Below are 24,336 nucleotides of genomic sequence, written 5' to 3'. Positions count from 1 at the left end.
TTAATATAAATAAACGTTTACGATAGTAACAACGGCTATGACTGCAGACCGCCGCGGCAGCCTGTCCCTGATCATTAAAGTAACGGGCAGATTACCGCAACTTTCCAGTCACTGGAATCGTTATAGTAAGTGGTGAGTGTATGGTCTATTGACCATACATTTACAATTTTTAAGGAGTGAGAAAATGCGGATTTACTCGAAACGCTTCAAAATAATCATTCGTGTTGTTTATGCCATTTGCGTAGTCGGAGGTTCGTTGGCGTTCAAAGGCACATATGTCGAAAGCAAGCTGAATCAAATCACTATAAAAGACTCAAACTATCCTATTTATTTTCCAGATTTGGGCTTCCTGAACAATTGGACCAATGAATTTTGCAATCGAATTTCTTCTAAATAAATGAGAATAAAAAAAACAATAATCGAGTGAGGTCATTCAAAATGGAAACTATTAATCAAAAAACAAGAGTAACGCTTCAAAGATATGGCATTCGCCAAGATCGGAAAATGATTTGCGGGTTCGCAGGAATTTTCATACAAGGATGGAAGCGAAATATGGCAGCATGGACTTTGATTTCGCCAAGGAAGATGTTGTGAGGCAGCATGAGGGCTGGCAACGATTATGGACAATTTCAAAAGATATACGAAAGAATTCTAAGACCAAATCAATGAAAGAACATTAAGTCAGTTAGTAATCCAGATTTAGGAGGAACTCAATTATGAGAAAAATTATTGTGCTTGAACATGTATCTCTTGATGGTGTCATACAAGCCCCAGGCGGGCCAGACGAAGATATCAGCGACGGCTTTGCATATGGCGGGTGGTCAGCGTCATATTCTAACGAGATCGTTGGAACGCTCCTGAGAAGGCAGATGAACATGCCGTTCGATCTGTTGTTAGGGCGCAAAACCTATGAAATTTGGGCACCGTATTGGCCGCAACATGCGGAAGTATGGCCGAGGGCCAACAAGGCAATCAAGTACGTCGCCTCGAACACCATGACATCTGGCGAATGGCAGCCGTCCGTGTTTTTAAGTGGAGATATTGCGGAAAAAATCACTCAAATCAAGCAACAGCAGGGGCCGGATTTGCACGTTTGGGGAAGCGGTGATCTCATTCAGACGCTTATCAAGCATGATTTGGTCGATGTGTTCTGGCTGATGATATATCCAATAACGTTGGGCAGTGGAAAGCGGTTGTTTGCTGATGGCACGATCCCGGCAGCATTCAAGGTGACGGAAAGCAAAGTCGCCCCGAATGGCGTTATTGCCGTGAATTACGAGCGTGCAGGCACAATCACAACCGGAGTGTCAGGCAGCTAACATCAAGTTCAGCGTGCAGGAATGAAAGAAAAGGAGACATGAAATTGTATAGGAAAGGAATCAACTCGCGACGTCACTAACGTTCTCCGTTAGCGGAATAATTCACTGCATGACATGGCTGCCGCGTTGAACGGCAGCTTTGTTGCGCTAAAAGGCAGTATAGTTAAATGGCGAAAAGGGATTTTATTCCAGTCTAACGAATAGGAATTCATACCCATTTATAGAGGAGTGGAAAAATGCAGCCTATTTTAGTTGATTTTCCTGAATGTAAGATTATTGGTATTGGAAATATTGGTAAACCGACCAATCCTGGGGATGTCTGGCCAGCTTTGTTCACCCGAATAAACGAAGTAACAGATCGAATAAATCGTCATGAGACAATTGGATTAATCAAACGAAATGAACACGGCTATCTAGCAGGTGTGAAAACCGATTCTTTAAGCGAAGTGCCAGAAGGAATGTTTATGTATAAAATTCCCGCTGGCCTATATGCGAGAGTAACTCATAGAGGACCCATAAGTAAGATAAACGAGACGTTTGAAAAACTTATTTACTGGCTCAGCACTAATAATTATGAGCAATTCAATGTTGTCTGTTTCGAAGTATATGATGAAAGATTTAAGGGTGAAGAAGACGGAAGTGAACTCGATATGTTCATTCAGGTAAAACCAGCATAAATATTTGTCATTGCGCTACCCCGAAAATTTCACATAGCATAGATCTAAAAAAGGCAATACGAAACTAAGCCCAGCTTTAGTGTTTTTTTTAAAAACTGTGCTTCATAGAATTTATGTGAAATCAAGATGGTTACGAGGCTGTCGAAGCGGTGAGAGCTACCTGAAAGCCAAGATTCACAAGCTTTCGAACTGCTTGTTTAACAATTGCTTCTTGCTGTCGTTTTTCAAAATAGTTACCGCCTAAATCTTTGTAATCCTCGCCGCGCGTGAGTATATGGTAAACAATGGTCATGATGGAATATGCGACCACCACTGCCGCTCGGTGTCTGCCTTTGCGGGCTGCGATGCGTCGGTACTGAGCTCCGAGATAATTGTCGGATCTGCAGACGGAGTGGGCGACTTCAATGAGTGCCGAACGGAGGTATTTGTTGCCTTTGCGAGTCTTGGAGGATTTTCGTTTACCGGCACTTTCGTTCTGCCCTGGAACCAGACCTACCCACGAACAGAGATGGGCAGCGGAAGGGAAGCGCGAACGAAGGTCGGTCCCAACCTCGACCAAGATTTATTCAGCCGGACGGCGACCGATTCCCAGGATCGTATCTAGCCGTTCAATGTCCTGCTGAAAGGGGTCGAGCCGTTTGGCTACCTCCATATCCAGTTCAACAATTTGTTCATTCAGAAAATCGATGTGAGTCAGCATGATCCGCTGGTGTGCGCTCATATTTCCACGCAAGGCTAACTCTAGCTATTCTTTCTTTTTCTTTAGCGTTCACCTTGTGAAGGCAGCTAGCTTCTCCGGATCTTCTTCGCCCTCGATCATGGCATCCATCATGTCGCGGCTGCTCACCCCTATGATGTCAGAGACAACGGCAGCTAGTTTAATGTTGGCTCCTTCCAGTACCTTCTGGACTCGGTTATGCTCGCGAGAGAGTTCCTGAATCAGGCTGTGGCGGTAACGGACTAATTCGCGCAGTTCTCGTTGGTTTCGGTCTGGGATGTAGCTGGCCTTCAGCAGACCGTGACGGAGTAGATCACAGATCCACTCGGCGTCCTTCACGTCCGTTTTCCTGCCGGGAACGGCTTTGATGTGCTGAGCGTTAACGACGAGGAACTGAATCTCTTCGGCTTCCAGCAAATTCACGATCGGTTTCCAGAACACCCCGGTACTTCCATGGCCACATGAGTACAGCGATGCAGCTTGATCCAGTCGATCAAATCAAGCAAGAAAACCGTGCGGGTACGAAACGTCTTAATCTCCTTTCCTTCGGGGGTTACGATGCAAGCGGTAATAGACTTCTTGTGAACATCCAAACCGCAAGCTCGCTCGATCAGGACATCCATAAAACTCACCTTTCTACGGCAGTTGAATTGAGAAGAATGGCGCAACAACCAGCAAAGGGTTACTCTACCCCGCGTGCGTCCTAAAAAGGAGCGACATTCATTGGTGCACCGTGGTCGTCGTAGTCAGACTAACGGATGGGCTCGCGACACCATAGCGCAACGACCTTCCTCACCAGCCGTAAGTTTAGTATAAAACGTCGCACCAAAATTTTCATCATCTGTGGTGCCGAGAGAGCATGGGGGGCTAACGGGCAGGATAATATTAACAGGTAATTGTTTACATAAGAACAAATGTACGGTAATTTAAAAGAGCAGCCAATATTCTATAATGAAGGGAGAAATGAGGTGTTTGAACGAAGCACGAAGAAACCTTGGGCGGTGTTTGAATGACCCACGAATAAACATTCAGGGAAAACTACCAATTGAAGATTTCAATAAAGTTCAATCCGACAACGCGAATATCAGTCGCCCGTCTACTTATGGGTGATCAACGGCGCGTGATGGCACGCATGGTTGCCGCAGCTGACAAAGGAGAACGAAACAATGAAAAAGTACATACTCTTCGATCATGATGGTGTTCTGGTTGATACTGAATTCTGGTATTACAAAGCGGGAGAACGCGCTCTGGCTGACATTGGATTTACCTTGGAAAAAGATCAATACCTCCGCGACATGACCCAGTCATTGGGCACTTGGTCCCAAGCTAGGGCGGCAGGTATTGATGAACAGACCATCAGCAAGCAGCGTGAGGTCCGCAACGTCTATTATCAGGAATATCTAAGAACAGAAGCCATAGAGATTGAAGGCGTAGTTGAAACTCTAGCCGAACTGTCAAAGTACGTACGCATGGCCATCGTGACGACTGCAAAACGTGCGGATTTTCAACTTATTCATGAAAAGCGCCAGATTAGACAATTCATGGAATTCGTCCTTGTTCGCGAAGACTACGAGCGCACCAAGCCGCACCCAGAACCATACTTGACCGGCCTAAAGCGCTTCGGAGCTACCAAAGAAGAGTCCCTGGTTGTAGAGGATTCAAACAGAGGGTTGAACTCAGCCGTGGCGGCTGGTATCGACTGTGCTATTGTCCATAACGACTTCACAAAAACACATGACTTCTCACAGGCCAGCTATCGAATCAAGACACTGATTGAGCTAAAGGACATTATCCTGAATGTAACCTGAGAGAGCATTCGCCAGTGTGTCCCGTACTCACAAATGTACGTGAGCTAAGCTAAAGGAGAACGATAGCAGAATAGCTGCTCCGGCAGTCTTATTTATAACTCATTCGAATACGGTACGGGGCAAATCTAAATTGACACAAATACACCACCCACAATCAACTCATGATTGCGGGTGTATTTGTGTCAATAAATCGAATGGGGGCATGATTGATTCATCATTGAGGGTGATATTGTGTCATTGGACAACAATAAGTGTCGGCGTCGGGTGACAAGAACTTGACTCTTACCCGATGAACGTTTTCTTATACGCTTAATTTAAGTTGTTTTAGAGGGAACCAATTAATTCCATATACGTAATAATAACCAAAAGGAAAAGAGTGGAAAATAATCATGAGAGCAGGGGTGAAATGAAATTAAATAAAAGAGTACTTGCAGCACTACTTGCGATATTCCTTGGAAGCATAGGTGCTCATCGTTTTTTTCTTGGACGCTTTTACCGGCAATTATCGGTGTTGTCGAAGGAATAATTTATTTGCGTTTAAACGATAAAGGGTTCGAAGAGAATTACTATCGTCCTAAAAGGGGATATATCAGTTTCCGCAAGAGGCATGGGAATGGATCTTTTTGGCATTATTCGGACTAGATAATTAGCATTTTTACCAGCCTTGGTCTGCTTTCCATTGAACTCCCTCGGTACGATAGTTAAGGAGCCTGCTTCGTTATGGCTCTTTTGTTGTTGTTAAAGTAACGGGAGTTTAGTCGAATTAACGTGTCCGTATTGATATTCGTGTTTTTATTGATAATATGGAAGGAAAATCCAAAAAATTAGAGAAATTATTATATAAAATGGCTTAGGGGGATTTGTTATGTTCCAAACCTTAGACAATTTTTTGAAATCTTGGGAGTACGAAGCCGAGGCAACACAGAGTCTACTAAACAATCTGACAGATGAGTCACTTAAACAGGAGATCACTTCGCAGAATTGGACTTTAGGACGTATTGCTTGGCATACCGTAGCTGCCATTCACATAATTGCCTCAAATACAAATTTAACGTTTGAAGCCCCAACTGAAGATTGGCCTGTTCCTGCTTCAGCTCAGTTTATAGCAGACAGCTATCATCAAGCCAGTGATGCATTTGTTCAGGCATTAAAAACTCAATGGATCGATAATACCTTAGAAGAACGTATAGACTTTTTAGGTCAAAAAATGCCCAATGGGTCTCTTTTAATGTTTTTGATTCTGCATCAAAACCACCACCGAGGACAAATGACGGTTCTTATGCGACAAGCAGGATTAACCGTTCCTGGTATTTATGGCCCGTCAAAAGAAGAATGGGTTAATTATGGCATGGAAGCCCCGAAAATGTAACCTCATCATAACAGAAAGTTTAGTCAAAACTAGTTTTCTCTTTTAATCATACGTAAGACAATAATATGAAATACAATATGCAGTTTCTTATTTAAGCTAACGGAGAACGATAGTTCAGCGATCCAGGAGCTGCTTGCCGCAGCGGCAGCTGCTCCTTCTGGGGCAGAATAACGCAATAGGACCGCAGTCGAAATAAAGGACAGAATTGCTCGATTAACGATACCCATGGCCATCATGCGGGAGACCTTGCATTGCGTCATCTGGCCCGGTTATTGTCCGAGTCAGCCGTCGTTTCCGATTTTGTCGCGCGGTTCGCCGGAGATGAATTCGTCGTACTGGCATGTGATCGCGCCCAGGCGAGCAGCCTCATCACGATCCTTGAGGATACGCTGTCCGCAAACCTGCTTCGGCTTGAAGACGGGAACGAGCTATTGATTACCGTAATCTCGGAGCCTGCTATTATCCGGAAAATGCTTTTGAGCTCTGTAAGAGAGCGTATGAACGCATGTGTCGGATGAAGAAAGATGCTATGCCGAATACGTAAAAATGAAGCCGACCATCCCGTGGTCGGCCTCTAATTATTTTATTGCGCGGTCAGGATTTGTGGACCTTCAGCCGTGATGGCGATCGTATGCTCGTATTGGGCGGCGAGCTTGCGGTCCAGCGTCCGCGCGGTCCAGCCGTCCGGATCGATTGTCAGGTAGTAGGTGCCTTCGGTGATCATGGGCTCGATCGTGAACACCATGCCTTCCTTGATGCGGAGGCCTTTGCCGGGCTTACCGACATGCATATAGTTTGGCTCCTCGTGCAGGTCCCGGCCGATGCCATGCGCGAGAAGGTCGCGCACGACGCCGAAGCCGTTCGATTCGGCATGCCGTTGGATCGCGCTCGTCACGTCGCCGAGCCGATTGCCGGGCTGCGCCTGCGCGATGCCGAGGTCAAGGCAGTCCTTCGTGACGCGCATCAGCTTCTCGGCCGTCGGCGAGATCTTCCCGACTGCATAGCTCCAGGCCGAATCACCGAGCCAGCCGTCGAGCTCCGCGACCGTGTCGATCGTCACGATATCGCCCTCCTCAAGTGGCTTATCGCTAGGGAAGCCATGCGCGATCACGTCGTTGACGGAGGCACAGGTCGCATATGGATAGCCCTTGTAGCCCTTCGTGTAGGGCTTTGCGCCGTGCTTCAAGATAATGTCCTCGAAGATGCGCTCAATCTCATTCGTCGTGATGCCCGGTTTGATGAGCGGGGCGATCTTGCAATGGCATTCGGCCACCACTTGGCATGCCTTGCGGATGGCCTCGATTTCATGCTTGCTTTTTAAGATGACCATGTTCGTATCAGTACTCCTTCGTAATAGCTTGCATCGCGAGCTTGGCGATTCGATCGACGTCCAGCTTGGAAGTGCCCGCATAGTAGCGCAGCCCGCAGCAGCCGACCAGCACGGCAAGCATATGGTCGACGCTGTCGTCTTCGCGCTGGGCGATCGATTGGAGCGGAACGTACAGCCGTTCCATGAATCGTCTCTTGGCGGGGTGCCGATCCTTCTCAGGCAGGCCTGCATAATGTTCCGCCGCCATTTTATAGACGAGATATGCGCGGGTGTCCGACTGCCACAGCCGGAGCAGCGCCTTGCAATACGTCAACAGCTGCCTGTCATCCGGGCTTCCGCCGTAGATGTTCGCCCATTCTGCCAGGGCTTGCTCGCATCGCTCGAAGCCGCTGCCCAGCACATCTTCTATTAATAAGTGCCGGTTGGGGTAATAATGGTATACCGTGCCGTAACCGAGCTCGGCCTCGCGGGCGACGTCGCGAATATCAAAGCTACCGCCCGTGCGGAAGTAGGCGCGCGCGGCGGCGTCCAGGATCTGTTCTCTGCGCTGCATGCGGATGAGCTCATTTTGTTCTTTGGTACGGGGGCACATGGGCGAATGAAAATAAAGTTATTTAATTGAAATAAAGTTCTTTAGTGAACTGAACACAGACAGACCCCAGGCAGGTAGTTTCGAAGGCGGCGGTTTTCTGGGAGTGGCGATCTGTGGTGATTTAGAATCACCGCGGGTTATGTTTTATCACAAGAAAAAGGAGATACATGGAAAAGCGGAGGAGGTGGGGTAAGCGGCGGTAGCAGCATTAAGCTAGCGAAGAACGATAGTGTGGAGTTGCCTGAGAGCAGCTCCTTTTTAATGACCGTTGAAGTAACTGGCAGGATAGTTTAATCACTTCGCGAATACTTCAAGTATGGAATTTCAGCGAAATTAGTAACTCGACTTTCGCACCTTAATTTATCGTTTGAGACCTTACCGCTCTAGGCTTTAACATCATAATCTATGCGTAATTAACAAAAGAAAAACACCCAATGAAATGGGCCGGCTGTGCGTTCCATTATAGTCGGCGTCGTTTTCTGGCTGAAAAGATAGACCGCTTATGTTACGATTTGTCGCTTACGAACCAAGCATGCAGGCGGAGTGGGACAAGCTGGCGCTCGCGAAGGGCACCGTCTTTCATACAACGGCATTCCGCGACGTACTGCTGCGGGCGTACGGCTATACCTGCGGCTACCACGCCGTTGTCGATGAGGCCGGACGCATTCATGCGTTCGTGCCGCTCGTCATCGGGCGTAGCCTCAGCTTGAAGAAGGCGGGCGTGTCGCTGCCATTCGTCAACTACATGGACGTTTGTGCGGACAGCGAGGAAGCGTTTCAATTCGCCGTCGCTGCCGCGGCTGGCCTCAAGGACAAGCTCAAGCTCGCTTACGTGCAGCTGCGACTGAAGGGGCAGCAGGTGAGCGATCCGCAGTGGCACGCGTGTCTGCAGAACTTTACCTTCGTCCTCCCATTGGCGGACGACGAGGAGCAGGTGCTGGCACTTTCCTCGAGCAGCAACCGCAACCATACTCGCAAAGTATACAAGAACGATTGGTTTGACGTCTCGCTCGACCACAGCCATCTGGAGGCGTTTCACCGCGTGTACGTGAAGCGGATGAAGCAATTGGGGTCGCCAGCGGAGCCGTTGCATTTTTTTCGGCAGTTTTTCGAGTGTTTGCCGGACAACAGCACGCTGCTTACGGTGCTGGACAAAGAGACGCGAGAGGTGATTGGCGGCATGCTGCTGCTGACAAGCCCGAGCAACGAGACGCTGTACTACCCGTATGGGGGGACCCTGACGCAGTACAACAACAAGTACTTGAACAACTTCATGTACTGGGAGGCGGTCCGCTTCGGCATCCGCAGCGGCATGAAGTATTTGGACCTTGGCCGTTCGCAGACGGGCTCTAGCCACTACAAATCCAAGGAGAAGTGGGGCGCGAAGCCACAGCAGCTGACCTACCTCGTCTATAGCGGCGGGGCGGCTGAGCAGGGCCCGCCCGACAAGGAGAGCTTCAGCTTCTTTATCGAACTGTGGAAAAAGGCGCCGAGCTTCATGACCGACAAAGTCGGCGGCGTGCTGATTAAATACATTTTGCCATAAACGAATGCGGAGGATCGAAAGACGATGAGCAATTTCAACTGGCAGCAATAGCTGTATCAAGTAATGGTCACTTCATAAAACACCTATATTCAATCATCGGGATTCGGCAGGTTCATTACGTTAACGGAGAACGTTTGTTCATTAAATGTAATTAAATTGAAATTTTATTTTCATACAGCATGAATGAATCAAGCCTATAATAAACATTGCCCCCGTTTAAAATATACAATTAGACCTGCGGGTCTCTTTTTGCTGTTGGCTGAAATAACTGGCAGTCATACGCAACCTTCCAGTTATTGGAGAGTAAAATGAATAAACGGAGACCTTAACAATTGTCATCCGCCGAACGTTATTTCTTACAGAGGGAAATTGATTAATTTTAGGGAGGTTCCGTATCGGATTTTACCTCTACATTTACAAGGAGGAGCAGAATGACGGAATTAAATAATACTACTCAAAAATGGTTTGACATGATCGGCAAGCCGGACCACTATGATTACAAACCGTATCTGCGGCTGGTTCGCCGTTTCGAAACGACCGAATTCAATGGAGAGTTGTACGAGCAAGCAAATGGTCCAGGTAGCGTGCAGAAGACATTATTGATGCTTCCAAAAACCATCAACGAAAAGTTGCCGGCAGTTGTCGTTCCTTTTTATTACCCCGACCGGGCAGCAGGATACAACCTCGACACTCTTGAGCCAACCAACGAACCTGGCATCGCAATGGCTCTGCATCTTGTGCGCCGCGGATATGCTACTGTCACAGCGGAGTCCTACCACCTGACTTATCAGAACCTCGAGCTGGAACGACAAGATTTCTCACGTTGGCGGTTGTCTGCCGACAGCTTACTCCATGACCATCCTGAGTGGACGGGCATTGGAAAGCTGATTGCCGATACGCAACTTCTGGTGGACATTCTATGCGCTGACCCTCGCGTCGATAACGAGCGTATTGGGATAGTTGGGCATTCACTTGGAGGAAAAGTGGCCTTATATGCAGGCTGTTTAGATCACCGTATCAAAGCCATGCTTTGCAGTGATTTCGGAATTGATTGGGATCGGACGAATTGGTCGGAACCGTGGTATTGGGGGGAAAAGCTAAATAAACTTAAATCCGCCCATATGGACCATTCGGAGCTTCTCCGCATCGGTGGACTCAAGCCTATCGTTCTCATAGCAGGACTTTATGACAACGAAGGTGCGTTGGACTATTTAAAACGGGCTGGCTATTCCGATTCGTCGAACTATCTCTTTATTAATCATGCAAGTGGGCATCATCCACCAATGGTAGTTCTTGAACAAGGCTATGATTTCTTACAAACTCGTTTCTGAGGACCGTCCCAAAAGGTCGATTCATTGATCTTTTGGGAGCTGGAAGCGATTGGTACGATCGGCGCAACGAATCGGACGGCTCTCCAAAGCCGGAAACGTTAAAGAGCGTTATTGAAGGCGCAGACTACTCGATCACTTCATGGGGCTGCTCCCAAGCTGACCTCGGATATTTTGGCTCCCTTGTTCATTAAAGTATCGAGAGAAGTCTAACGAAAGGGTGGACTCATGGCATTAGTACATAAAGCAGGATGCATGATCCAATCGATCTATACAAATATACATCTATTCCCGCATGTCCTAAAAAGGATTTCAACAATGGTAACAGCTTACTTTTCCGTCGATCGCTGCAATACATGGTGATGAAATCCTACGAATGAGTGAGAATACGTGAGATAAACCCTTAAAACCGAGGGACGGGCAGGATAGTTCAATTCAACTACACCAAGAGGCTGCCGCGGGAAAGCGGGCAGCTTCCATCCTGACCAAGGATTTATTGAAGTTAGGAGCCTTAATTATGAGAAAGTCGCCTTGCTTGTGGATAAAACAACATCTCCATAGCAATAATAGTGGGAAAACGTGGATTTTTCGTAAATCTTCAACTCACAACTCGAAGAACGAAGGGGCCTTGGTCACAACTTGAACGAATCCCTAGAGATAATAATAAGAACGGTCCTTGCTTATTTATGGCTATGGTTGTACACGAAGTTGATCGGCATTCGCCTGATTGCGCAGAGCTCGTACCATTTGTTCGTGCTTACGATGATGATCGGGACGATCGGCGGTAATATGGCATTCAATCTCAAGATCAGTTTGATGAATTTCATCTTGAGCTTGTTCGTCATCAGTGTAATCGGGTATGTGCTGATGAGAATATCGTTGAACAGCAAGAAGGCCGACGCCGCTATTTCAGGAGAGCCGATAGTGATTATTAAGGACGGCGTACTGTTGCAGGAGGAAATGAAGAAGTATAAATACTCGATGGAAGCATTAAAGCAAGGCCTGAGAGGGAAGGATATTTTCGAACTCGAGCAGGTCGAGTTCGCAGTACTGGAACTAAACGGAACGCTGTCGGTACTCAAGAAAAGGAAATACCGAAACATCACTTGGCAGGATCTTGAAAGAATAACGAGGCAGTAAGTGTTCCTTAAATAGCCGCTGAATGCCTTCGCTCCATAAAATGGGAATCATCCAACTGGGGAACAGATACGTTAGTTTAATCTACCGCGGCAGTCTAGGACTTTATTTTCCAGTCCATGACAGCCGCTTGTTTTATATCGGAGTCAGTCAAATACTAATTATTTTGAGACTGATGTTTTAGCAATTCAGAGGACCGCGTAGGATCAACAAATCCAGTCTATAACTTTATTTTATTCGGACATTATGAAGCAATTCTTTTTTCACTATCGTACCTGTCATGCGCTACATGTAGATTACTTTAATTGTCCAAAGTCTGAAATGACTTGTTTCAGTTCATTTTTTATTTTCTCGATTTCTTCTGAGCGTTTACTTATTTGGTTAAAAAGGTCGGTTCGTGCTTTTAATCCTTCAATAATTAGCATATAGGCAACTTCTGAACGACTTTGTGCCACTGATAATGATACTAAGCCTTCTAGTGCTTGGTTAATCTCATCTGTTACACGCATGGTAACAACGTTCTTTCTTATATCATTCGTCGAGTGTTGGTTTTTAGATAAAATCCGGTCCATTGCTTCTGGACTTAAGGTTTCCTTTTTCAACCCAATTCAATAATTGCCTTTCAGTTACAGGGACTCCTTGCGTCAATTTTCTCCATCAATGCGTGTTCGAGATGATCTGTCATCATTATCGCCTCCCATTTAATTACATTGTATACGAATTACATGTAACTTTTATGCACGTAATTTGTTATTTTAGTTTTTTGCTTTCTGGAGGATGTAAAAAGGAGCTACCGCGCAGCTCTGTCCGGCTTCGCCGCGAAACAGACAAGACATATGTATCAAATATTGTACATATGTCTCCATTTCGATGAAATCCCTTGCGTGTTCTTGTCACGGGAATTTGTTGACAAGAACTTTATCCCATAAAAAGCAAAAGTCGCAATTTACGCGACTTACAGTGTATTTATACTCAGTTGTTCGATTAATTCCTCATACCTCTTCGCAGCTCGCCATGTTACGTCAGACGATTATCCATATTATTCAATGCTTTCTCCATTTACTCCCATTATGGAAGACGTATAATTAGACATAAGAGCGCTTTCAGTTCCTACGATTTTCCATCTTTACACTTGGGGGGATTTTTATGGAGATAAATAGAAAAAGAACATTCGGGCTCCTGACGTCGGCAGCGGCACTGATTCTTGTAACCGCTTGCAATGGCGAAGGAACGGCGCCGGCAGCCGAGACTGCGAAGTCCGTTGTGAATGACACGAAGGAGTCGGCCGAACTCCTCGTCCTCTCCAAGGTTCCATCCATCACCCAAGACGAATTCGACAGGACGATTGCCGCACCGATTCAAGCGAAATACCCCAACTACAAAGTGAAGTATATCATCGATGGGAAAGAAACGACGCTGGATAAGATGATGGTCGCCGGTCAGGCGCCGGATATTACGCTCACCTCGATCGGAGGCATGTACAGCTCGTTAATCCCGCTCAGCCTGGAATATGACTTGACTGAGCTGATCAAGAAGTACAACTTCAATCTGAACCGCATTGAGCCGTCGACGATCGAATCGCTGAAGAACGCAACCAGTAAGGGAGCCATCTACGGCTTGCCGAAGTATACGAATGGGGTCGTTCTTTTTTACAATAAGGATATATTCAAGAAGTTCGGCGTGCCGTTCCCTACGGACGGGATGACCTGGGATGAAGTGCTGAAGCTGGCGACGACGATGACCCGGGTGGATAACGGGACGCAGTACCGGGGAATGGGCTTCTTCTACAGCAACATGCTGACGGAGAATCAGTTGTCCGCCCCGTTCCTCAATCCGAGGGAAGACAAGAGCGCAGTCAACGGACCGTTGTTCCAGAGGCTGCTGCAGACCTACAAATCGTTCTACGATATTCCGGGCAATAAGCCTACGGAGGATTTGAACGCGGATAAGGAGCTGACGGCGTTCCAGAAGAACCGGAATATGGCGATGGTCATGGCGCCGCTGTCCGGCTACGGCCGGTTCGAGTCCGATCCGGATCTCGATTGGGATGTGGTATCGGCTCCGACGTTCTCTGATCAGCCTAAGGTCGGATATCAGCCGAATACGATCTATTACTTCATAAGCAATGTAAATAAGCAAGCGGACCAAGCGTTCAAAGCCGTCGTCGAGCTGCTCTCGGACGATGTCCAGCTGCAGGCGAATAAGGAAGCTCGTCCGACGGTGCTGAATGATGAGAAGATTCGCGCTACGTTGGGAAGCAACCATAAGCTATTCAAGGATAAAAATTTCAAGGCATTGTATTATAACAAATTCGCTCCGATCCCGCCGGCGAACGAGAAGCTGGCTCCGCTGGTGAATGCGGCTTCCGTTGTGCAGAGTGAGTTCGCTGCCATGATCAAGAACGGCACAGATGTGAACACGGCGTTAAGACAGGCGGACGAGAAAATTAATCAAGCAATCACGACAGCGAAGAATAAGTAAGCTCACGGGAAGGAGCCTTGGCTGGACGGCAGGAAGTCGCCGCCAGGGCTGTTTCCGCCGTTCGATTAGGCTGTTAGAAATGTAAGACGATTATCCATATTTTTCGGACGATCTTGAATTTACTGTGGACTGGCAAGGGACTATATTGAATTTATCAGCATACGATTGTGCTGGAATCATTCGCCGGATGCTGCGGTGCACAGCTGACTGGAGGGAGCTATGGAGAAGGAGTTTCTGCATCATTTTTATCCTAGAATCTTGGATGTCACTCATCGGGAAGCGGCTTACTGGGAGCTTCATCATTACCGCGTCGAACGTCCCGTGACGAATGTATTTAATCTTGTTTTTGTCTATAAAGGCGATGGTGTGCTTATTCTGAACGGAGAGCGGTTCGAACTGAAGCCGGGCTGTGTCTTCCATGTCAACCCGGGGATGTGGATGGACATCAGCACGACGGCCCACAATACGCTTCACTATTATGGCGTTCAATTCCATCAGCTCAACATTCAGTGGGAGGGGAGCGAATGCCAGAGCACGATTACGCATATGCCGCTGCCCTTCAAGCGGGTGCTGACGATGCCGACATTCGCGCTGCACAAGCAAGCCTCGGAGCTTTATCACAGCTGGCATTCGAAGGCGGCGGGCTATGAATGGCAGGCGAAGCTGGGCTTATTCCAGCTGATGGATACGCTGTGCAACGTGGTGATCGCCGAGCAGACGGAGCAGGAGAAGTCGTACCGGCAGATGGAGGACAGCGTCCGTTACATCCGGCAGCATTATGCGGAGGAGCTGAATCGTACGATTTTGGCCAAACAAACGTCCATGTCGGTGAGTCATTATTCCGCGCTGTTCAAGAATGCGGTCGGCGTCAGTCCGCTGCAGTTCGTGGAGAAGGTACGGATCGATCAGGCGAAGTCAATACTGACCAGTACCTCCAAGCCGATTAATGAAGTGGCTAAGGCGGTAGGGTATAGCGATCCGCTGTATTTCACCAGGGTGTTTACCAAGATTACGGGCATGGCTCCGCGGGAATACCGGGGCGGCTGATGCCGTGAACACGTTAGCTGCAAGAAGCTTATATCATCTTGAAGAAAGAAGGTGCGCTGATGAGTGCGTTGAAAAGATATGATGTCCTGATTGCAGGCGCGACGTTCGAAGGACTTGGCATAGCAAGTGCAGCGGGGAACCGCGCAGTATTGTTTGAACGGACGGGCGGTGTCGGTGTGGAGTTTACGACCACCTACCGGCAGGCTGCTATCGACCGTACGTTCTCGGTGTCGCCTGGGGCTGAGGCGCTTCGCCAGGAAGCAGACGGCAGAAATATAATTTCGGCTGAGGGCGGTATACACTGGCCGGCTTTCGTGCCGATCCTGCATCAGGTTATTCAGAAGGAGAAGCTGGAGGTTCGGTTTTTGACTCGCATTATTGAGGTGGCGGCAAATCCTTCCGGGGATTATCGGGTCACTTTGATCGATGCGGCTGGCTTATCTACGGTGCTCACCGGACGTATTGTCGATACGACTAACTTCTGTGAGACGGCGCCCCAAGCGGCAGCGGGTTATCAAGGGAAACGGCGGCTGAATGCGGTTATCCATAACTCGAGCGCTCCAGAACAGCAGCCTCCAGATTGCGACGGTTATCCGGTGCATGGGGGACGGTTCGCGACCGAGTGGGTTACTAGTGTAGCGCTGGAAGCGGAAGACGATTGGGCATCAGCTCGGGAGCGCTTGCTGGCGCATTGGGCGAAACGGCCGGAGGCGCTGCGTCCGTGGCAGCTGGCCACGATCGCCGATGGCTTCGATGTGGAGGTCGAGGCGGGCACCGGGCTCGACATCGCCGATCGTTGGGTGTGGCGTCCAGCAGCTCAGTATCGTGATCCGGTGGCGGCATTCGAGGCCGGACTACAAAGCGCAGCGGAGGTGCGGACGGTATGATCTTGTCGGAGCGTTGGAATGGGAAAGTGAAGCAGGAGAGCTGTGAGCCTCAGTTTGGCGAGGATTACGATGTCATCGTGGTCGGTCTCGGTACTGCGGGGGCGCTCGCCGCACTTCGGGCGGGACAGCTGGGGCTGAAGGTGCTCGGTATCGAGCGGATGCACGGGATGGGCGGTGCCGGGACGCTGGGCGGCGTTACGGGATATTACTTCGGCACGCGCGGAGGAATCTATGAGGAGATCGATAGGCAAACAGCGGAGCTGGAGCAGGAGTTGTTCCTCAAGGCGAGCGGAGTGAATGCGAATGCGAAGAGCATCGTCCTGGAGCGGGCGCTTGCGGCTTCCGGTGTTGTGTTCCGGTACGAGTCCGTAGTGCTGGGCGTGTATCTTGAGGATGAGCGTGTGAAGGGGCTGCGTTGGGTCGGGACGGATGGCACAGTTCAAAGTACATCGTGCCGGGTCATCATTGACGCTTCCGGTGAAGCTGAAGTATGTGCGCTGGCCGATTGCGCGGTACGCCGAGGGCGGGACGCGGACGGACAGGTGCAGCCGTTCTCCAACGTCGTGCAGTGGCTTAACAACAGTCGGGTAGAGCACTACTATACAGATTCGGGTTATGTGGATGCCGGTGATCCGGAAGCGATGTCGGCCGCGATCGTCAATTCTGCGCTGCTGGAGACACACCTCAAGCCTTCCTACAGCGATAGCAGACGCATGTTGAAGGTTGTGCCGCAGCTCGGTCTTCGCGAAGGACGCCTGATTGTAGGTGAAGAGACGGTCTCCTTCGGCGACTTCAGTCTAGACCGGTATACGAGCGAGCCGTTATTCTTCGCCTATTCGAACCTGGATAATCACAGCAAGGACGTAGCCTTCGAGAGCGAGGCGCAGCAGGACTGGTCGGTTGTGGCGAGTCTGTGGGGCTTGAACTTTACGATTCCAATTCCGAAGGGCGTGCTCATCCCGGCAGGCAAGGAAGGGCTCGTCATCGCGGGACGCAGCATGTCGCTCGACCATGAGCTGGCCAGTTGCATCCGGATGAAGCGGGATATGCAAAAGACAGGTGAAGCGGCTGCGGTGATGGCTTATCTCAGCATTACGAAAGGCTACGCCATGAAGGATATTCCTTACGCGGAGCTGCGTCCGCTGCTGGTGGAGACCGGCTGCCTGGAGAGTGGTGCTGGGGTAGAATTCAAGGACAGCTCCGTGCCGGCGACCGATGCTCTTCATACGCGCAAATGGCTGACCGCTGTGGAGGACATCCGTGTGGGCTTGTCCGGCACGAAGGCGGGCATTGCGATGTGGTCTGCGAAGCGGCAGGGTTCTGTAATCGTGCCGCAGCTGCGTGAGTGGCTCGCCTCACCGGAGGAGCACCTGCGGAAGAACAGCGCGCTGACGCTCGGGCTCATCGGCGATAACGCCTGCATCCCTGTGCTGCAGGAGATGGTGCAGGAACGGGATATGTTCGTGCCGTACACGAGCCGGAAGTATAACCAGGTGCGCGGGTATGCCGCGATCTACCTGCTCGGCAAGCTGGGTGATGCCGGCATCGTGCCGGAGCTGCTCGGCATTCTGAACAATTCCAGCTCCCTGCCGGCGATGGAGACCGAGGAGCGGAACTGGGAGTTCATCTCCGATCCGCAGGAGCTGTATTTCCAGTATTTCTCCTACACGGTGATGGCGCTGTTCCGGATTGCTGAGAAGCATGCGGAGCTGCGGGACAGCGTTGTAGGGGCGGTGCAAACGCGGCTGGCGGATCCCGGCTTGGAGCTGAACGTGACGTTCAAGGGCTCCCGTGTCATCAAGTACTCGATGATCCCGCGTATGCGCGAGCTGACGGAGAAGCAGCAGCAAGCTTGGAAGGGCGCAGCGGTGTAATAAGAAGGGCCAATCGGAGAAGGTGCTCCGGTTGGCCCTTGTTCGTTTGTTCGTGGTACTATCGGACACAGATAACACAAAATTGTGCCCAATTCGGCAAGACAAATAGACGTTTTACTTACTTTGTCGGGTGACAAGAACATTATCTCATTATAGGTCGCTTAAATCGCGGCTTTTCATTTTTATGGGATAAAGTTCTTGTCAAAATCAAATGACAAGAACCTTATCCCTTTCCCGAAATTGACAAGAACTTCTCATTCCCGACAGATTGCTCGAAGTAGAAGAAGTTTAAAGCTCTTTATGAAAAATCTAGTTTTTAGGTTAACGAGTAATTGCCGACCGATCAGGGAATGAGAAGATAGAAACTTCGTGGAACGATAGAAACAACACACAGGAAATTAATACGTCTAAATTCGGTGTGCTGACGTTGGAAGAAGGGACACGACTTGCCGTAGCGACGAAGGGAACACCTGTTATTGACGGAAGTATCGACTCGGTTTGGAACAATACAAATGCAGTCGAAACCGACCGATGGGTTATTGGTTCTAAAGGATCGAACGCGAAAGTACGAACGCTTTGGGACGATGGACATCTGTACATACTAGCTGAGGTTAGCGACACCTTGTTGTCAAAACGAAGCTCTCAAGCGCACCAGCAAGATTCAGTGGAAATTTTCATCGATCAGAACAGAGGGAGGACTGACCATTTCGAACCTGATGATGGGCAATATCGTATTAACTTTGACAACGAACGGACCGTCAACCCAGCGTCGAAGAGCGGAAGTGTGGTCTCAGCTACGAAGCGGACAGCTAGCGCTACATGGTGGAAGCGTCTATTTCTTGGATTGGTACGCCACCGAAATCAAATGATCTGATTGGATTCGACCTGCAGTTCAATAACGACGAAGATGGTGACGGAATCCGCGACAGTATTTCGATATGGAACGATACGTCCGGCCAATCGTACAAGAGCACGTCTAACTATGGACTTTTGAAGCTGGCTGGATCCGTCAAAACCGGGTTGACCGATGGTTGATGAGAATGGGCAATTAAGCAGCTTCTCTAATTTGAGGGGTATCGCTGGTACAAAGAACTGGTCTTATGTAATAAGCGAAGAAGACATTATGAAACTACTATTTACGAACATGTGTGCTAGTATGTGGGTTCTGGATTGAGCAATCAAGAGTCTCATCATTATTTTCAGCATGAAAAACAAAATCTTCAAGGTCTTTCAGCAGTGAATCTAAGAATGGTTTTTTAAAAGCATGTAACTATAAAAAGACTATTATTAAAATCTCAACTTTCACAGCTTGAGATTGGCAACGAAGCGGTGTTTTTCTATTTCTTCAAGTCATATATCCAAATGCACTCAAAACTTAGCTGTAATTGAAATGAAGTCGATTTTCGATCTGCGAAAGTTGAGTTTAAAGGTAAAATTCCTTACCTTTTATAATATTTGTTTAGTATAAACGCAGTCCCTCCAAGCGTGATAACCGAAATAAACTTACACGCCAAAATTAAATAGTTCGTTGTCTGTTTATCCAAAGTGACATTTGGCATTTTGATCAGGGCAAAGATGACAAGAACGCCAAAAGATAACGCGGAATATGCATAGTTATAGGCCCGGTTGATAATGATAATTCCGCGTTTCTCCTTATCACTAGTAAAGACAAAAACCAGATACGCCATAACAACCAATAAGACATATGTTAACAATACAATTGCTAACTCGATGCCCACTTGGCGAGGCCTCCTTTAAAAGGGGTTATTTTTGAACCTCTACAGACTTTTGTGGGGAAGGGGTGAGCGGTTTTTTTTCTTGTTTTCCCATTTGAATATGTTATTTAAAAATTTATATATATTTTTGGATTCCTTAGCTAACAATGGCCCCAGGATTGCCAAAATTAAAACATAAACGGCTGTAAATGGTTTAAGAATAGGCATAAGCCCTCCGGCAAGGCCTAAATTAGCAACAATGATCGAAAATTCACCTCTCGAAACGATTGTCAATCCGATATTGGAGGAAGCGTTGTGTGATAAACCAGCTTTTCTCCCGGAAATCATTCCAGCTACAAAGTTGCTAATGATTGTGAGAATGATGGCGCCTATAGCAAGCCATATGGCCCCGCCTAAGCTAAATGGATCAATACTTAATCCGAAGCTGAAGAAAAATATCGCTCCGAAGAAGTCTCTAAAGGGAATAACTAAATGCTCGATACGTTCCCGATGTTTTGTTTCAGAAAGGGCCAAACCTAATAACAAAGCACCGATGGCTTCAGCGACATGGAGTTTCTCGGAAAAGCCTGCTACAAAAAACAGCAAGGCAAAGATGACGAGGATAAAGATTTCATTCGATTTAATATCTAATAGTTTGTTTAGGATAGGGGTACCTTTACGGGCGATAACGAAAAATAGCAGCATGTAACATAGAGAAATAAGAACCGATATGATGGTACCAAATACGGTGGTTGAGCCGCCTAACAAGAGGCCTGACATGACAGAAAGGAATAACGCCAAAAATATATCATCAAAAAGAATGATCCCAAGAATCAATTCTGTTTCGGAATTTGCTGTTCTTTTTAAATCAACAACCACTTTAGCCACAATCGCAGTGGAGGAAACACTTAGGAGCCCCGCAATGATTAACGTTTCCATAACCGGAAACCCTGTAGCAAACCCGTAAATCAAACCTAGGAAGAAATTCATCGCTACATAAATGGTCCCGCCAACTACAATGGACCGTCCGGACCGTATTAATTTTCCGACCGAGAACTCTATTCCCAAATAAAACAATAAAAACAAAACACCGATGCGTCCGAAAAACTCGATGATTTCTGAGCTTTCAATAAAGGTGAAATCGAATATTCCAATTTCGGGGGCATGGGGGCCGACCGCCATCCCTAAAAGGATGAGAAAAGGGATGATGGAGAATTTTAATTGATTTGCCAATAGGGCGGCAAGAGCCACTATGACCAAAGCTGTTCCGACTTCAAAAAGTAAAGTGTTCGTCATTATCTAGTATCACCCATCCCTTCTTGTGAGCACTTCTTTTACAAACATTTTTACTTGTTTTCGCTGTCCGGATACGATCACAGTATCACCTTCCTCCAAAAGTGTTTCAGGTCCAGGGGTATGAATTTCTTTGTAATTTTTTTGTTTTATGATTGCGACGACATTGACTTCATAGGATTGACGGATATTGAGCTGTCCTATGGTTTGCTGGGCTGCTTCCGCCCCGTTCTGCACCTTAAACCATTCAATGACCAAATCATCAAAGGCCATTTCAATCGTTTCCAATGCCTTTGGCGCATACGTCATACCGCCGATGATTGCAGCGATCTGCCGTGCTTCGGCATCATCAAAGGAAGTGTTGGCGATTGCCTCCTCGAAATTATCTTGATCAAAATAATAAATATCCCTTCTGCCGTCATCATGAATAATCACCACAATTTTATCCTTACTTTTAGTGATGACTTCAAATTTTTTCCCGATTCCAGGGAGCTCGATTTCGCGAACGTTCATTTTTGATTCCTCCTAATAAAATTTGCCACATGGATTAAGCGGGTTTTAAAATTATAGGTTAACATCAATTTCAGTTTTCATTTTCTCCTCTTTAGAGATTCCAATATATTTTAGAGTTTCAGATGGGGTTGAATGATTGAAATGCTTTTGGAGAAGTGAGATGGCCACCCCGCGTTTATACGCATGATATCCAAATGTTTTCCTCAATGAATGGGTCCCGATTTTCCCCTCAATACCGATGGCTTCAGCAGCTTGATGAATGATTCGATATGCTTGTTGGCGAGTGATAGGCTTTTGTGTTTTGCCAGATTTGAATAAATAGTCTTCCGTGTCCGGCTGGTTGGTTTGGACAAATTGGAGAAGGGCTTTTTTTACCTTTTGGTTAAGGTAAACCTCCTTCATGCAATCGAGGTGTGAACACTGATAAAAATTTTTAGCCGTGTGCTCATTTTCTAAAACATCGGCCACCTTGATTTCAAGCAATTCGGTAATTTTCAACCCCGTATTAATACCAAATACAAAGAGGAGATAGTCACGCTCAGAATGCTTTTTTAAATATTTCTTTATTGCATTGATTTGCTTGACATCCCTTAACGCTTCAACATATTCCATTCTAAACGCTCCTTAATCCACGTTACATAATCATATTATATTATAGTATTATGTAACATTCAAATAATGTGCTTAAAAAATCAACCTTAGTTTTTCGTTAGTTTGCAGATATTTTAAATAACTCAACTTTCGCAGATCGAAACTCGACTTAATTCAATTACAGCAAAGTTTTGAGTGCATTTGGATATATGGCTTGAAGAAACAGAAAAACACCGCTTCGTTTGGTAAAGTGAGAGTGCGACCAATCACTACCATACAGAAGAGGTGTCATCTATATGATGACCAAAAGCAGCCCCTCGATCAACTGCCAAAAGTGATTAAACCAGCATTTCAAGAATTGAACGTACTTAAACACCTGAATGCTGTGGGTTTCAAGAAGAAGTTCGGTTTAATCGGCGCCTATCTGTTTCGCCTTGTATTCATCCTTCTGTTTCACCAGAAGAACTGGTTTCGCCTACTAGAGAGCAATAAAAGCGAATCGTTTCCCGGCAAAGATACGGTTTACCGCTTTCTAAATCATAGCGGGTATGGGTGGCGACGATTTTTGCTATCACTCAGCTCCGAAACGGTCCTGCGCGTAGAGAAACTGACCTCCGCCAGCAGAGTGACGGCCTTTATCTCTGGATTCTATGTTCGAACGCAACCGGAGCAAGCTGTTGAAATGCTTGCACGTTTCAAGGATCATGCTACAGGTAGCTTTTATAAAGGATTCCGCATGTTGACGATGGGTTGGTCCGACGGACTTTCCTTTATCCCAATGGACTTTGCCTTGCTGAGGTCCGCAAATTCGGCCATCAATGGCATGTTTGAAGGAATTGATAAGCGTTCCTCCGGGTACAAACGCCGGCAGGAAGCTTTTCTCCCCGCGCCCCAGGTGATCGCTACCATGTTAGACCGAGCTATTCAATCCGGCATTTCCGCTTCTTATGTGCTCATGGATAGTTGGTTTACCCATGCACCACTGATTCAGGAAGTTATGCAGCGTGGACTGCATGTCATAGGGATGGTGAAGAACGATAACAAACGCTACATCGTCAACGGAAAGAGGCTATGTCTAAAGGCATTGTACGTATCCGCACCGCGAATCGAAGTTAAGAACCGAAATATCATTCGCATGGTCCGAACGAAGCTTGCACCCGGTATTCCGGTTACAGTCGTATTTGTCCGCCATCGTTCCAAGAAGAGCGAATGGCTCGCTATTGTCTCGACCGACCTAATCTTGAGCGCCGAAGAGATCATCCGGATTTACAGAATGCGCCGGGAGATCGAAGTCTTCTTTAAGTGCGCCAAATTGCTCTTACGTTTGCAGAAAGAGTTTCAAGGACGTTCTTACGACATGATTGTCAGCCATATAACGATTGTGTTCGCCAGATATTTTGTGCTGGCTTGGTAACACAGGCAAAGTACAGACCAGCGTTCCATTGGCGGACTGTTTTATTTGCTATGTGATGAAGTAGGAACGCTTGATTGGACAGTAGCTTTACAACACTTAGTCGAATTGATCAACGAGATCGCTACGAAAGCCGGAAAGAAGCTTTCTGGCTTTATTCAACGTCAACTCCAGCAATGGATGACCGGATTGCCCAGTTACATCAAGGCTTATCTACCAATCTCAAGCTGCGAAAGTTGAGTTAAAATGTTAAAAATTGTATTGAATGAACAGCAATCGACAGAGGTTCCTATATTTCCACAGACTCAAGCGTAAACCGTTTTCACGAGCTGTATGGCAAGATAACGTGACGTGAAGGGGATGATGATGCACGATCTCGAAGAATCCAATTTCCTGATCGGGTTATATAACGGAATCTGCTTGTCATTCATGATTTGGGTCATGATCTACATGTTTTCTTTTAAGGAGGGAAAGCTGATGTGCTCGCCAAAATACATGACCAGATAAAAGAGCAAGCCAAGGTCATGGACACGCCGAAGTAGTTCCGCAATCCTCGGGAGTATATCGAAGATAAGTTGTACATCCGAACGAAAAATAAAACAGTCGTGAATCTCGTATTCAATCCGATCCAGACCATGTACAGAATGGAGAAGATGAAGCGCGAAATCATTTTGAAACCTCGCCAGTTGGGCTCTTCAAC

General features: G+C 47.4%; 25 protein-coding genes and 1 pseudogene. 16 read left to right on the top strand and 10 right to left on the bottom strand.

Translation table 11 applies throughout. The features are described 5' to 3' along the window. Positions 1-716 precede the first annotated feature (716 nt). Both ACFQI7_RS34990 and ACFQI7_RS34985 read left to right on the top strand, forming a co-directional pair. On the top strand, positions 717-1,319 hold the full coding sequence (locus ACFQI7_RS34990) for a dihydrofolate reductase family protein (protein WP_218102972.1): 603 nt from the start codon (positions 717-719) through the stop codon (positions 1,317-1,319). A 236-nt stretch (positions 1,320-1,555) separates the two neighbouring features. Beyond that, positions 1,556-1,996 (top strand): GyrI-like domain-containing protein, encoded by a 441-nt coding sequence (locus ACFQI7_RS34985; RefSeq protein ID WP_218102971.1) that lies wholly within the window; start codon positions 1,556-1,558, stop codon positions 1,994-1,996. A gap of 130 nt (positions 1,997-2,126) precedes the next feature. Here ACFQI7_RS34985 and ACFQI7_RS34980 read toward each other — a convergent pair whose 3' ends face one another. The 3 genes and pseudogenes from ACFQI7_RS34980 to ACFQI7_RS34970 all read right to left on the bottom strand — a co-directional run bounded on the left by ACFQI7_RS34980 (position 2,127) and on the right by ACFQI7_RS34970 (position 3,337). Beyond that, positions 2,127-2,555 (bottom strand): transposase, encoded by a 429-nt coding sequence (locus ACFQI7_RS34980; protein ID WP_329958301.1) that lies wholly within the window; start codon positions 2,553-2,555, stop codon positions 2,127-2,129. A gap of 3 nt (positions 2,556-2,558) precedes the next feature. Next, a complete protein-coding gene (locus ACFQI7_RS34975; protein ID WP_329958300.1) occupies positions 2,559-2,717 on the bottom strand; it encodes a hypothetical protein in 159 nt (52 codons plus the stop codon). A 48-nt stretch (positions 2,718-2,765) separates the two neighbouring features. Then, positions 2,766-3,337, bottom strand: a pseudogene (locus ACFQI7_RS34970) (IS110 family transposase). A gap of 543 nt (positions 3,338-3,880) precedes the next feature. Between ACFQI7_RS34970 and ACFQI7_RS34965 the strand changes: the two are divergent. The 4 genes from ACFQI7_RS34965 (at position 3,881) to ACFQI7_RS34950 (ending at position 6,409) form a co-directional block, all read left to right on the top strand. Further along, positions 3,881-4,522: an HAD family hydrolase gene (locus ACFQI7_RS34965; protein ID WP_218102970.1), complete on the top strand. Its 642-nt coding sequence runs from the start codon at positions 3,881-3,883 to the stop codon at positions 4,520-4,522. A gap of 406 nt (positions 4,523-4,928) precedes the next feature. Next, on the top strand, positions 4,929-5,048 hold the full coding sequence (locus ACFQI7_RS34960) for an NINE protein (RefSeq protein WP_230415679.1): 120 nt from the start codon (positions 4,929-4,931) through the stop codon (positions 5,046-5,048). 339 nt (positions 5,049-5,387) lie between these two features. Beyond that, positions 5,388-5,891, top strand: coding sequence for a DinB family protein (locus ACFQI7_RS34955; RefSeq protein WP_218102969.1), 504 nt, complete (start codon positions 5,388-5,390; stop codon positions 5,889-5,891). 212 nt (positions 5,892-6,103) lie between these two features. Further along, complete coding sequence (locus tag ACFQI7_RS34950) at positions 6,104-6,409, top strand: diguanylate cyclase (RefSeq protein ID WP_218102986.1); 306 nt, start codon at positions 6,104-6,106, stop codon at positions 6,407-6,409. A gap of 65 nt (positions 6,410-6,474) precedes the next feature. Here ACFQI7_RS34950 and map read toward each other — a convergent pair whose 3' ends face one another. Together map and ACFQI7_RS34940 are read right to left on the bottom strand one after the other, a co-directional pair. Continuing rightward, complete coding sequence (gene map, locus ACFQI7_RS34945) at positions 6,475-7,221, bottom strand: type I methionyl aminopeptidase (protein WP_218102968.1); 747 nt, start codon at positions 7,219-7,221, stop codon at positions 6,475-6,477. Between the two features lie 7 nt (positions 7,222-7,228). Beyond that, the gene (locus ACFQI7_RS34940) at positions 7,229-7,774 is read right to left on the bottom strand and encodes a TetR/AcrR family transcriptional regulator (protein WP_230415675.1); all 546 of its coding nucleotides are present in this window, start codon (positions 7,772-7,774) and stop codon (positions 7,229-7,231) included. A gap of 541 nt (positions 7,775-8,315) precedes the next feature. On the opposite strand from ACFQI7_RS34940, the gene ACFQI7_RS34935 reads away from it, so the two are divergent. The 3 genes from ACFQI7_RS34935 to ACFQI7_RS34925 all read left to right on the top strand — a co-directional run bounded on the left by ACFQI7_RS34935 (position 8,316) and on the right by ACFQI7_RS34925 (position 11,827). Then, positions 8,316-9,359, top strand: coding sequence for a GNAT family N-acetyltransferase (locus tag ACFQI7_RS34935; protein ID WP_218102966.1), 1,044 nt, complete (start codon positions 8,316-8,318; stop codon positions 9,357-9,359). Positions 9,360-9,790: 431 nt separating this feature from the next. Further along, complete coding sequence (locus ACFQI7_RS34930; RefSeq protein ID WP_218102965.1) at positions 9,791-10,690, top strand: acetylxylan esterase; 900 nt, start codon at positions 9,791-9,793, stop codon at positions 10,688-10,690. A gap of 636 nt (positions 10,691-11,326) precedes the next feature. Beyond that, complete coding sequence (locus tag ACFQI7_RS34925) at positions 11,327-11,827, top strand: DUF421 domain-containing protein (RefSeq protein WP_218102964.1); 501 nt, start codon at positions 11,327-11,329, stop codon at positions 11,825-11,827. Between the two features lie 293 nt (positions 11,828-12,120). Here ACFQI7_RS34925 and ACFQI7_RS34920 read toward each other — a convergent pair whose 3' ends face one another. Next, positions 12,121-12,426 (bottom strand): hypothetical protein, encoded by a 306-nt coding sequence (locus ACFQI7_RS34920; RefSeq protein ID WP_218102963.1) that lies wholly within the window; start codon positions 12,424-12,426, stop codon positions 12,121-12,123. Positions 12,427-12,970: 544 nt separating this feature from the next. Between ACFQI7_RS34920 and ACFQI7_RS34915 the strand changes: the two genes are divergently transcribed. From ACFQI7_RS34915 to ACFQI7_RS34890, 6 genes are all read left to right on the top strand, one after another. Further along, the gene (locus ACFQI7_RS34915) at positions 12,971-14,305 is read left to right on the top strand and encodes an ABC transporter substrate-binding protein (RefSeq protein ID WP_218102962.1); all 1,335 of its coding nucleotides are present in this window, start codon (positions 12,971-12,973) and stop codon (positions 14,303-14,305) included. A gap of 219 nt (positions 14,306-14,524) precedes the next feature. Beyond that, positions 14,525-15,352, top strand: a complete 828-nt coding sequence (locus ACFQI7_RS34910) for an AraC family transcriptional regulator (RefSeq protein WP_218102961.1) — start codon at positions 14,525-14,527, stop codon at positions 15,350-15,352. A gap of 59 nt (positions 15,353-15,411) precedes the next feature. Then, entirely contained in the window at positions 15,412-16,239 is an 828-nt protein-coding gene (locus ACFQI7_RS34905; protein WP_218102960.1) for a hypothetical protein, read from the top strand. Beyond that, the gene (locus tag ACFQI7_RS34900) at positions 16,236-18,113 is read left to right on the top strand and encodes an FAD-dependent oxidoreductase (RefSeq protein ID WP_218102959.1); all 1,878 of its coding nucleotides are present in this window, start codon (positions 16,236-16,238) and stop codon (positions 18,111-18,113) included. The genes ACFQI7_RS34905 and ACFQI7_RS34900 overlap by 4 nt, the downstream gene beginning before the upstream one ends. A 418-nt stretch (positions 18,114-18,531) precedes the next feature. Further along, complete coding sequence (locus ACFQI7_RS34895; RefSeq protein WP_268966865.1) at positions 18,532-18,987, top strand: sugar-binding protein; 456 nt, start codon at positions 18,532-18,534, stop codon at positions 18,985-18,987. Continuing rightward, positions 18,933-19,148: a sugar-binding protein gene (locus ACFQI7_RS34890; RefSeq protein WP_268966864.1), complete on the top strand. Its 216-nt coding sequence runs from the start codon at positions 18,933-18,935 to the stop codon at positions 19,146-19,148. The genes ACFQI7_RS34895 and ACFQI7_RS34890 overlap by 55 nt, the downstream gene beginning before the upstream one ends. 404 nt (positions 19,149-19,552) lie before the next feature. Here ACFQI7_RS34890 and ACFQI7_RS34885 read toward each other — a convergent pair whose 3' ends face one another. Genes ACFQI7_RS34885 through ACFQI7_RS34870 form a run of 4 tightly spaced genes read right to left on the bottom strand, consistent with a single transcriptional unit; the run spans position 19,553 to position 22,246 of the window. Continuing rightward, positions 19,553-19,852, bottom strand: coding sequence for a hypothetical protein (locus ACFQI7_RS34885; protein WP_218102958.1), 300 nt, complete (start codon positions 19,850-19,852; stop codon positions 19,553-19,555). 39 nt (positions 19,853-19,891) lie between these two features. Then, positions 19,892-21,124, bottom strand: a complete 1,233-nt coding sequence (locus ACFQI7_RS34880) for a cation:proton antiporter (protein WP_218102957.1) — start codon at positions 21,122-21,124, stop codon at positions 19,892-19,894. 9 nt (positions 21,125-21,133) lie between these two features. Then, entirely contained in the window at positions 21,134-21,634 is a 501-nt protein-coding gene (locus ACFQI7_RS34875; RefSeq protein WP_218102956.1) for a cation:proton antiporter regulatory subunit, read from the bottom strand. Between the two features lie 51 nt (positions 21,635-21,685). Continuing rightward, positions 21,686-22,246 (bottom strand): tyrosine-type recombinase/integrase, encoded by a 561-nt coding sequence (locus tag ACFQI7_RS34870; protein ID WP_218102955.1) that lies wholly within the window; start codon positions 22,244-22,246, stop codon positions 21,686-21,688. Between the two features lie 193 nt (positions 22,247-22,439). Between ACFQI7_RS34870 and ACFQI7_RS34865 the strand changes: the two genes are divergently transcribed. Further along, a complete protein-coding gene (locus ACFQI7_RS34865; protein ID WP_377518403.1) occupies positions 22,440-23,639 on the top strand; it encodes an IS4 family transposase in 1,200 nt (399 codons plus the stop codon). Positions 23,640-24,336 lie beyond the last annotated feature (697 nt).

This window comes from Paenibacillus allorhizosphaerae (assembly GCF_042659105.1).
Classification (GTDB): Bacteria; Bacillota; Bacilli; order Paenibacillales; family NBRC-103111; genus Paenibacillus_G; species Paenibacillus_G allorhizosphaerae.
This window is presented reverse-complemented; position numbering and strand designations above follow the sequence as displayed.

Bases quoted from the DNA above. Each gene is read 5' to 3' on its own strand.
- ACFQI7_RS34875 (WP_218102956.1), bottom strand. From the start codon at position 21,634: ATGAACGTTCGCGAAATCGAGCTCCCTGGAATCGGGAAAAAATTTGAA.
- ACFQI7_RS34990 (WP_218102972.1), top strand. From the start codon at position 717: ATGAGAAAAATTATTGTGCTTGAACATGTATCTCTTGATGGTGTCATA.
- ACFQI7_RS34975 (WP_329958300.1), bottom strand. From the start codon at position 2,717: ATGAGCGCACACCAGCGGATCATGCTGACTCACATCGATTTTCTGAAT.
- ACFQI7_RS34880 (WP_218102957.1), bottom strand. From the start codon at position 21,124: ATGACGAACACTTTACTTTTTGAAGTCGGAACAGCTTTGGTCATAGTG.
- ACFQI7_RS34890 (WP_268966864.1), top strand. From the start codon at position 18,933: ATGGTGGAAGCGTCTATTTCTTGGATTGGTACGCCACCGAAATCAAAT.
- ACFQI7_RS34955 (WP_218102969.1), top strand. From the start codon at position 5,388: ATGTTCCAAACCTTAGACAATTTTTTGAAATCTTGGGAGTACGAAGCC.
- map (WP_218102968.1), bottom strand. From the start codon at position 7,221: ATGGTCATCTTAAAAAGCAAGCATGAAATCGAGGCCATCCGCAAGGCA.
- ACFQI7_RS34985 (WP_218102971.1), top strand. From the start codon at position 1,556: ATGCAGCCTATTTTAGTTGATTTTCCTGAATGTAAGATTATTGGTATT.
- ACFQI7_RS34870 (WP_218102955.1), bottom strand. From the start codon at position 22,246: ATGGAATATGTTGAAGCGTTAAGGGATGTCAAGCAAATCAATGCAATA.
- ACFQI7_RS34910 (WP_218102961.1), top strand. From the start codon at position 14,525: ATGGAGAAGGAGTTTCTGCATCATTTTTATCCTAGAATCTTGGATGTC.
- ACFQI7_RS34960 (WP_230415679.1), top strand. From the start codon at position 4,929: ATGAAATTAAATAAAAGAGTACTTGCAGCACTACTTGCGATATTCCTT.
- ACFQI7_RS34940 (WP_230415675.1), bottom strand. From the start codon at position 7,774: ATGCAGCGCAGAGAACAGATCCTGGACGCCGCCGCGCGCGCCTACTTC.
- ACFQI7_RS34900 (WP_218102959.1), top strand. From the start codon at position 16,236: ATGATCTTGTCGGAGCGTTGGAATGGGAAAGTGAAGCAGGAGAGCTGT.
- ACFQI7_RS34915 (WP_218102962.1), top strand. From the start codon at position 12,971: ATGGAGATAAATAGAAAAAGAACATTCGGGCTCCTGACGTCGGCAGCG.
- ACFQI7_RS34905 (WP_218102960.1), top strand. From the start codon at position 15,412: ATGAGTGCGTTGAAAAGATATGATGTCCTGATTGCAGGCGCGACGTTC.
- ACFQI7_RS34965 (WP_218102970.1), top strand. From the start codon at position 3,881: ATGAAAAAGTACATACTCTTCGATCATGATGGTGTTCTGGTTGATACT.
- ACFQI7_RS34930 (WP_218102965.1), top strand. From the start codon at position 9,791: ATGACGGAATTAAATAATACTACTCAAAAATGGTTTGACATGATCGGC.
- ACFQI7_RS34935 (WP_218102966.1), top strand. From the start codon at position 8,316: ATGTTACGATTTGTCGCTTACGAACCAAGCATGCAGGCGGAGTGGGAC.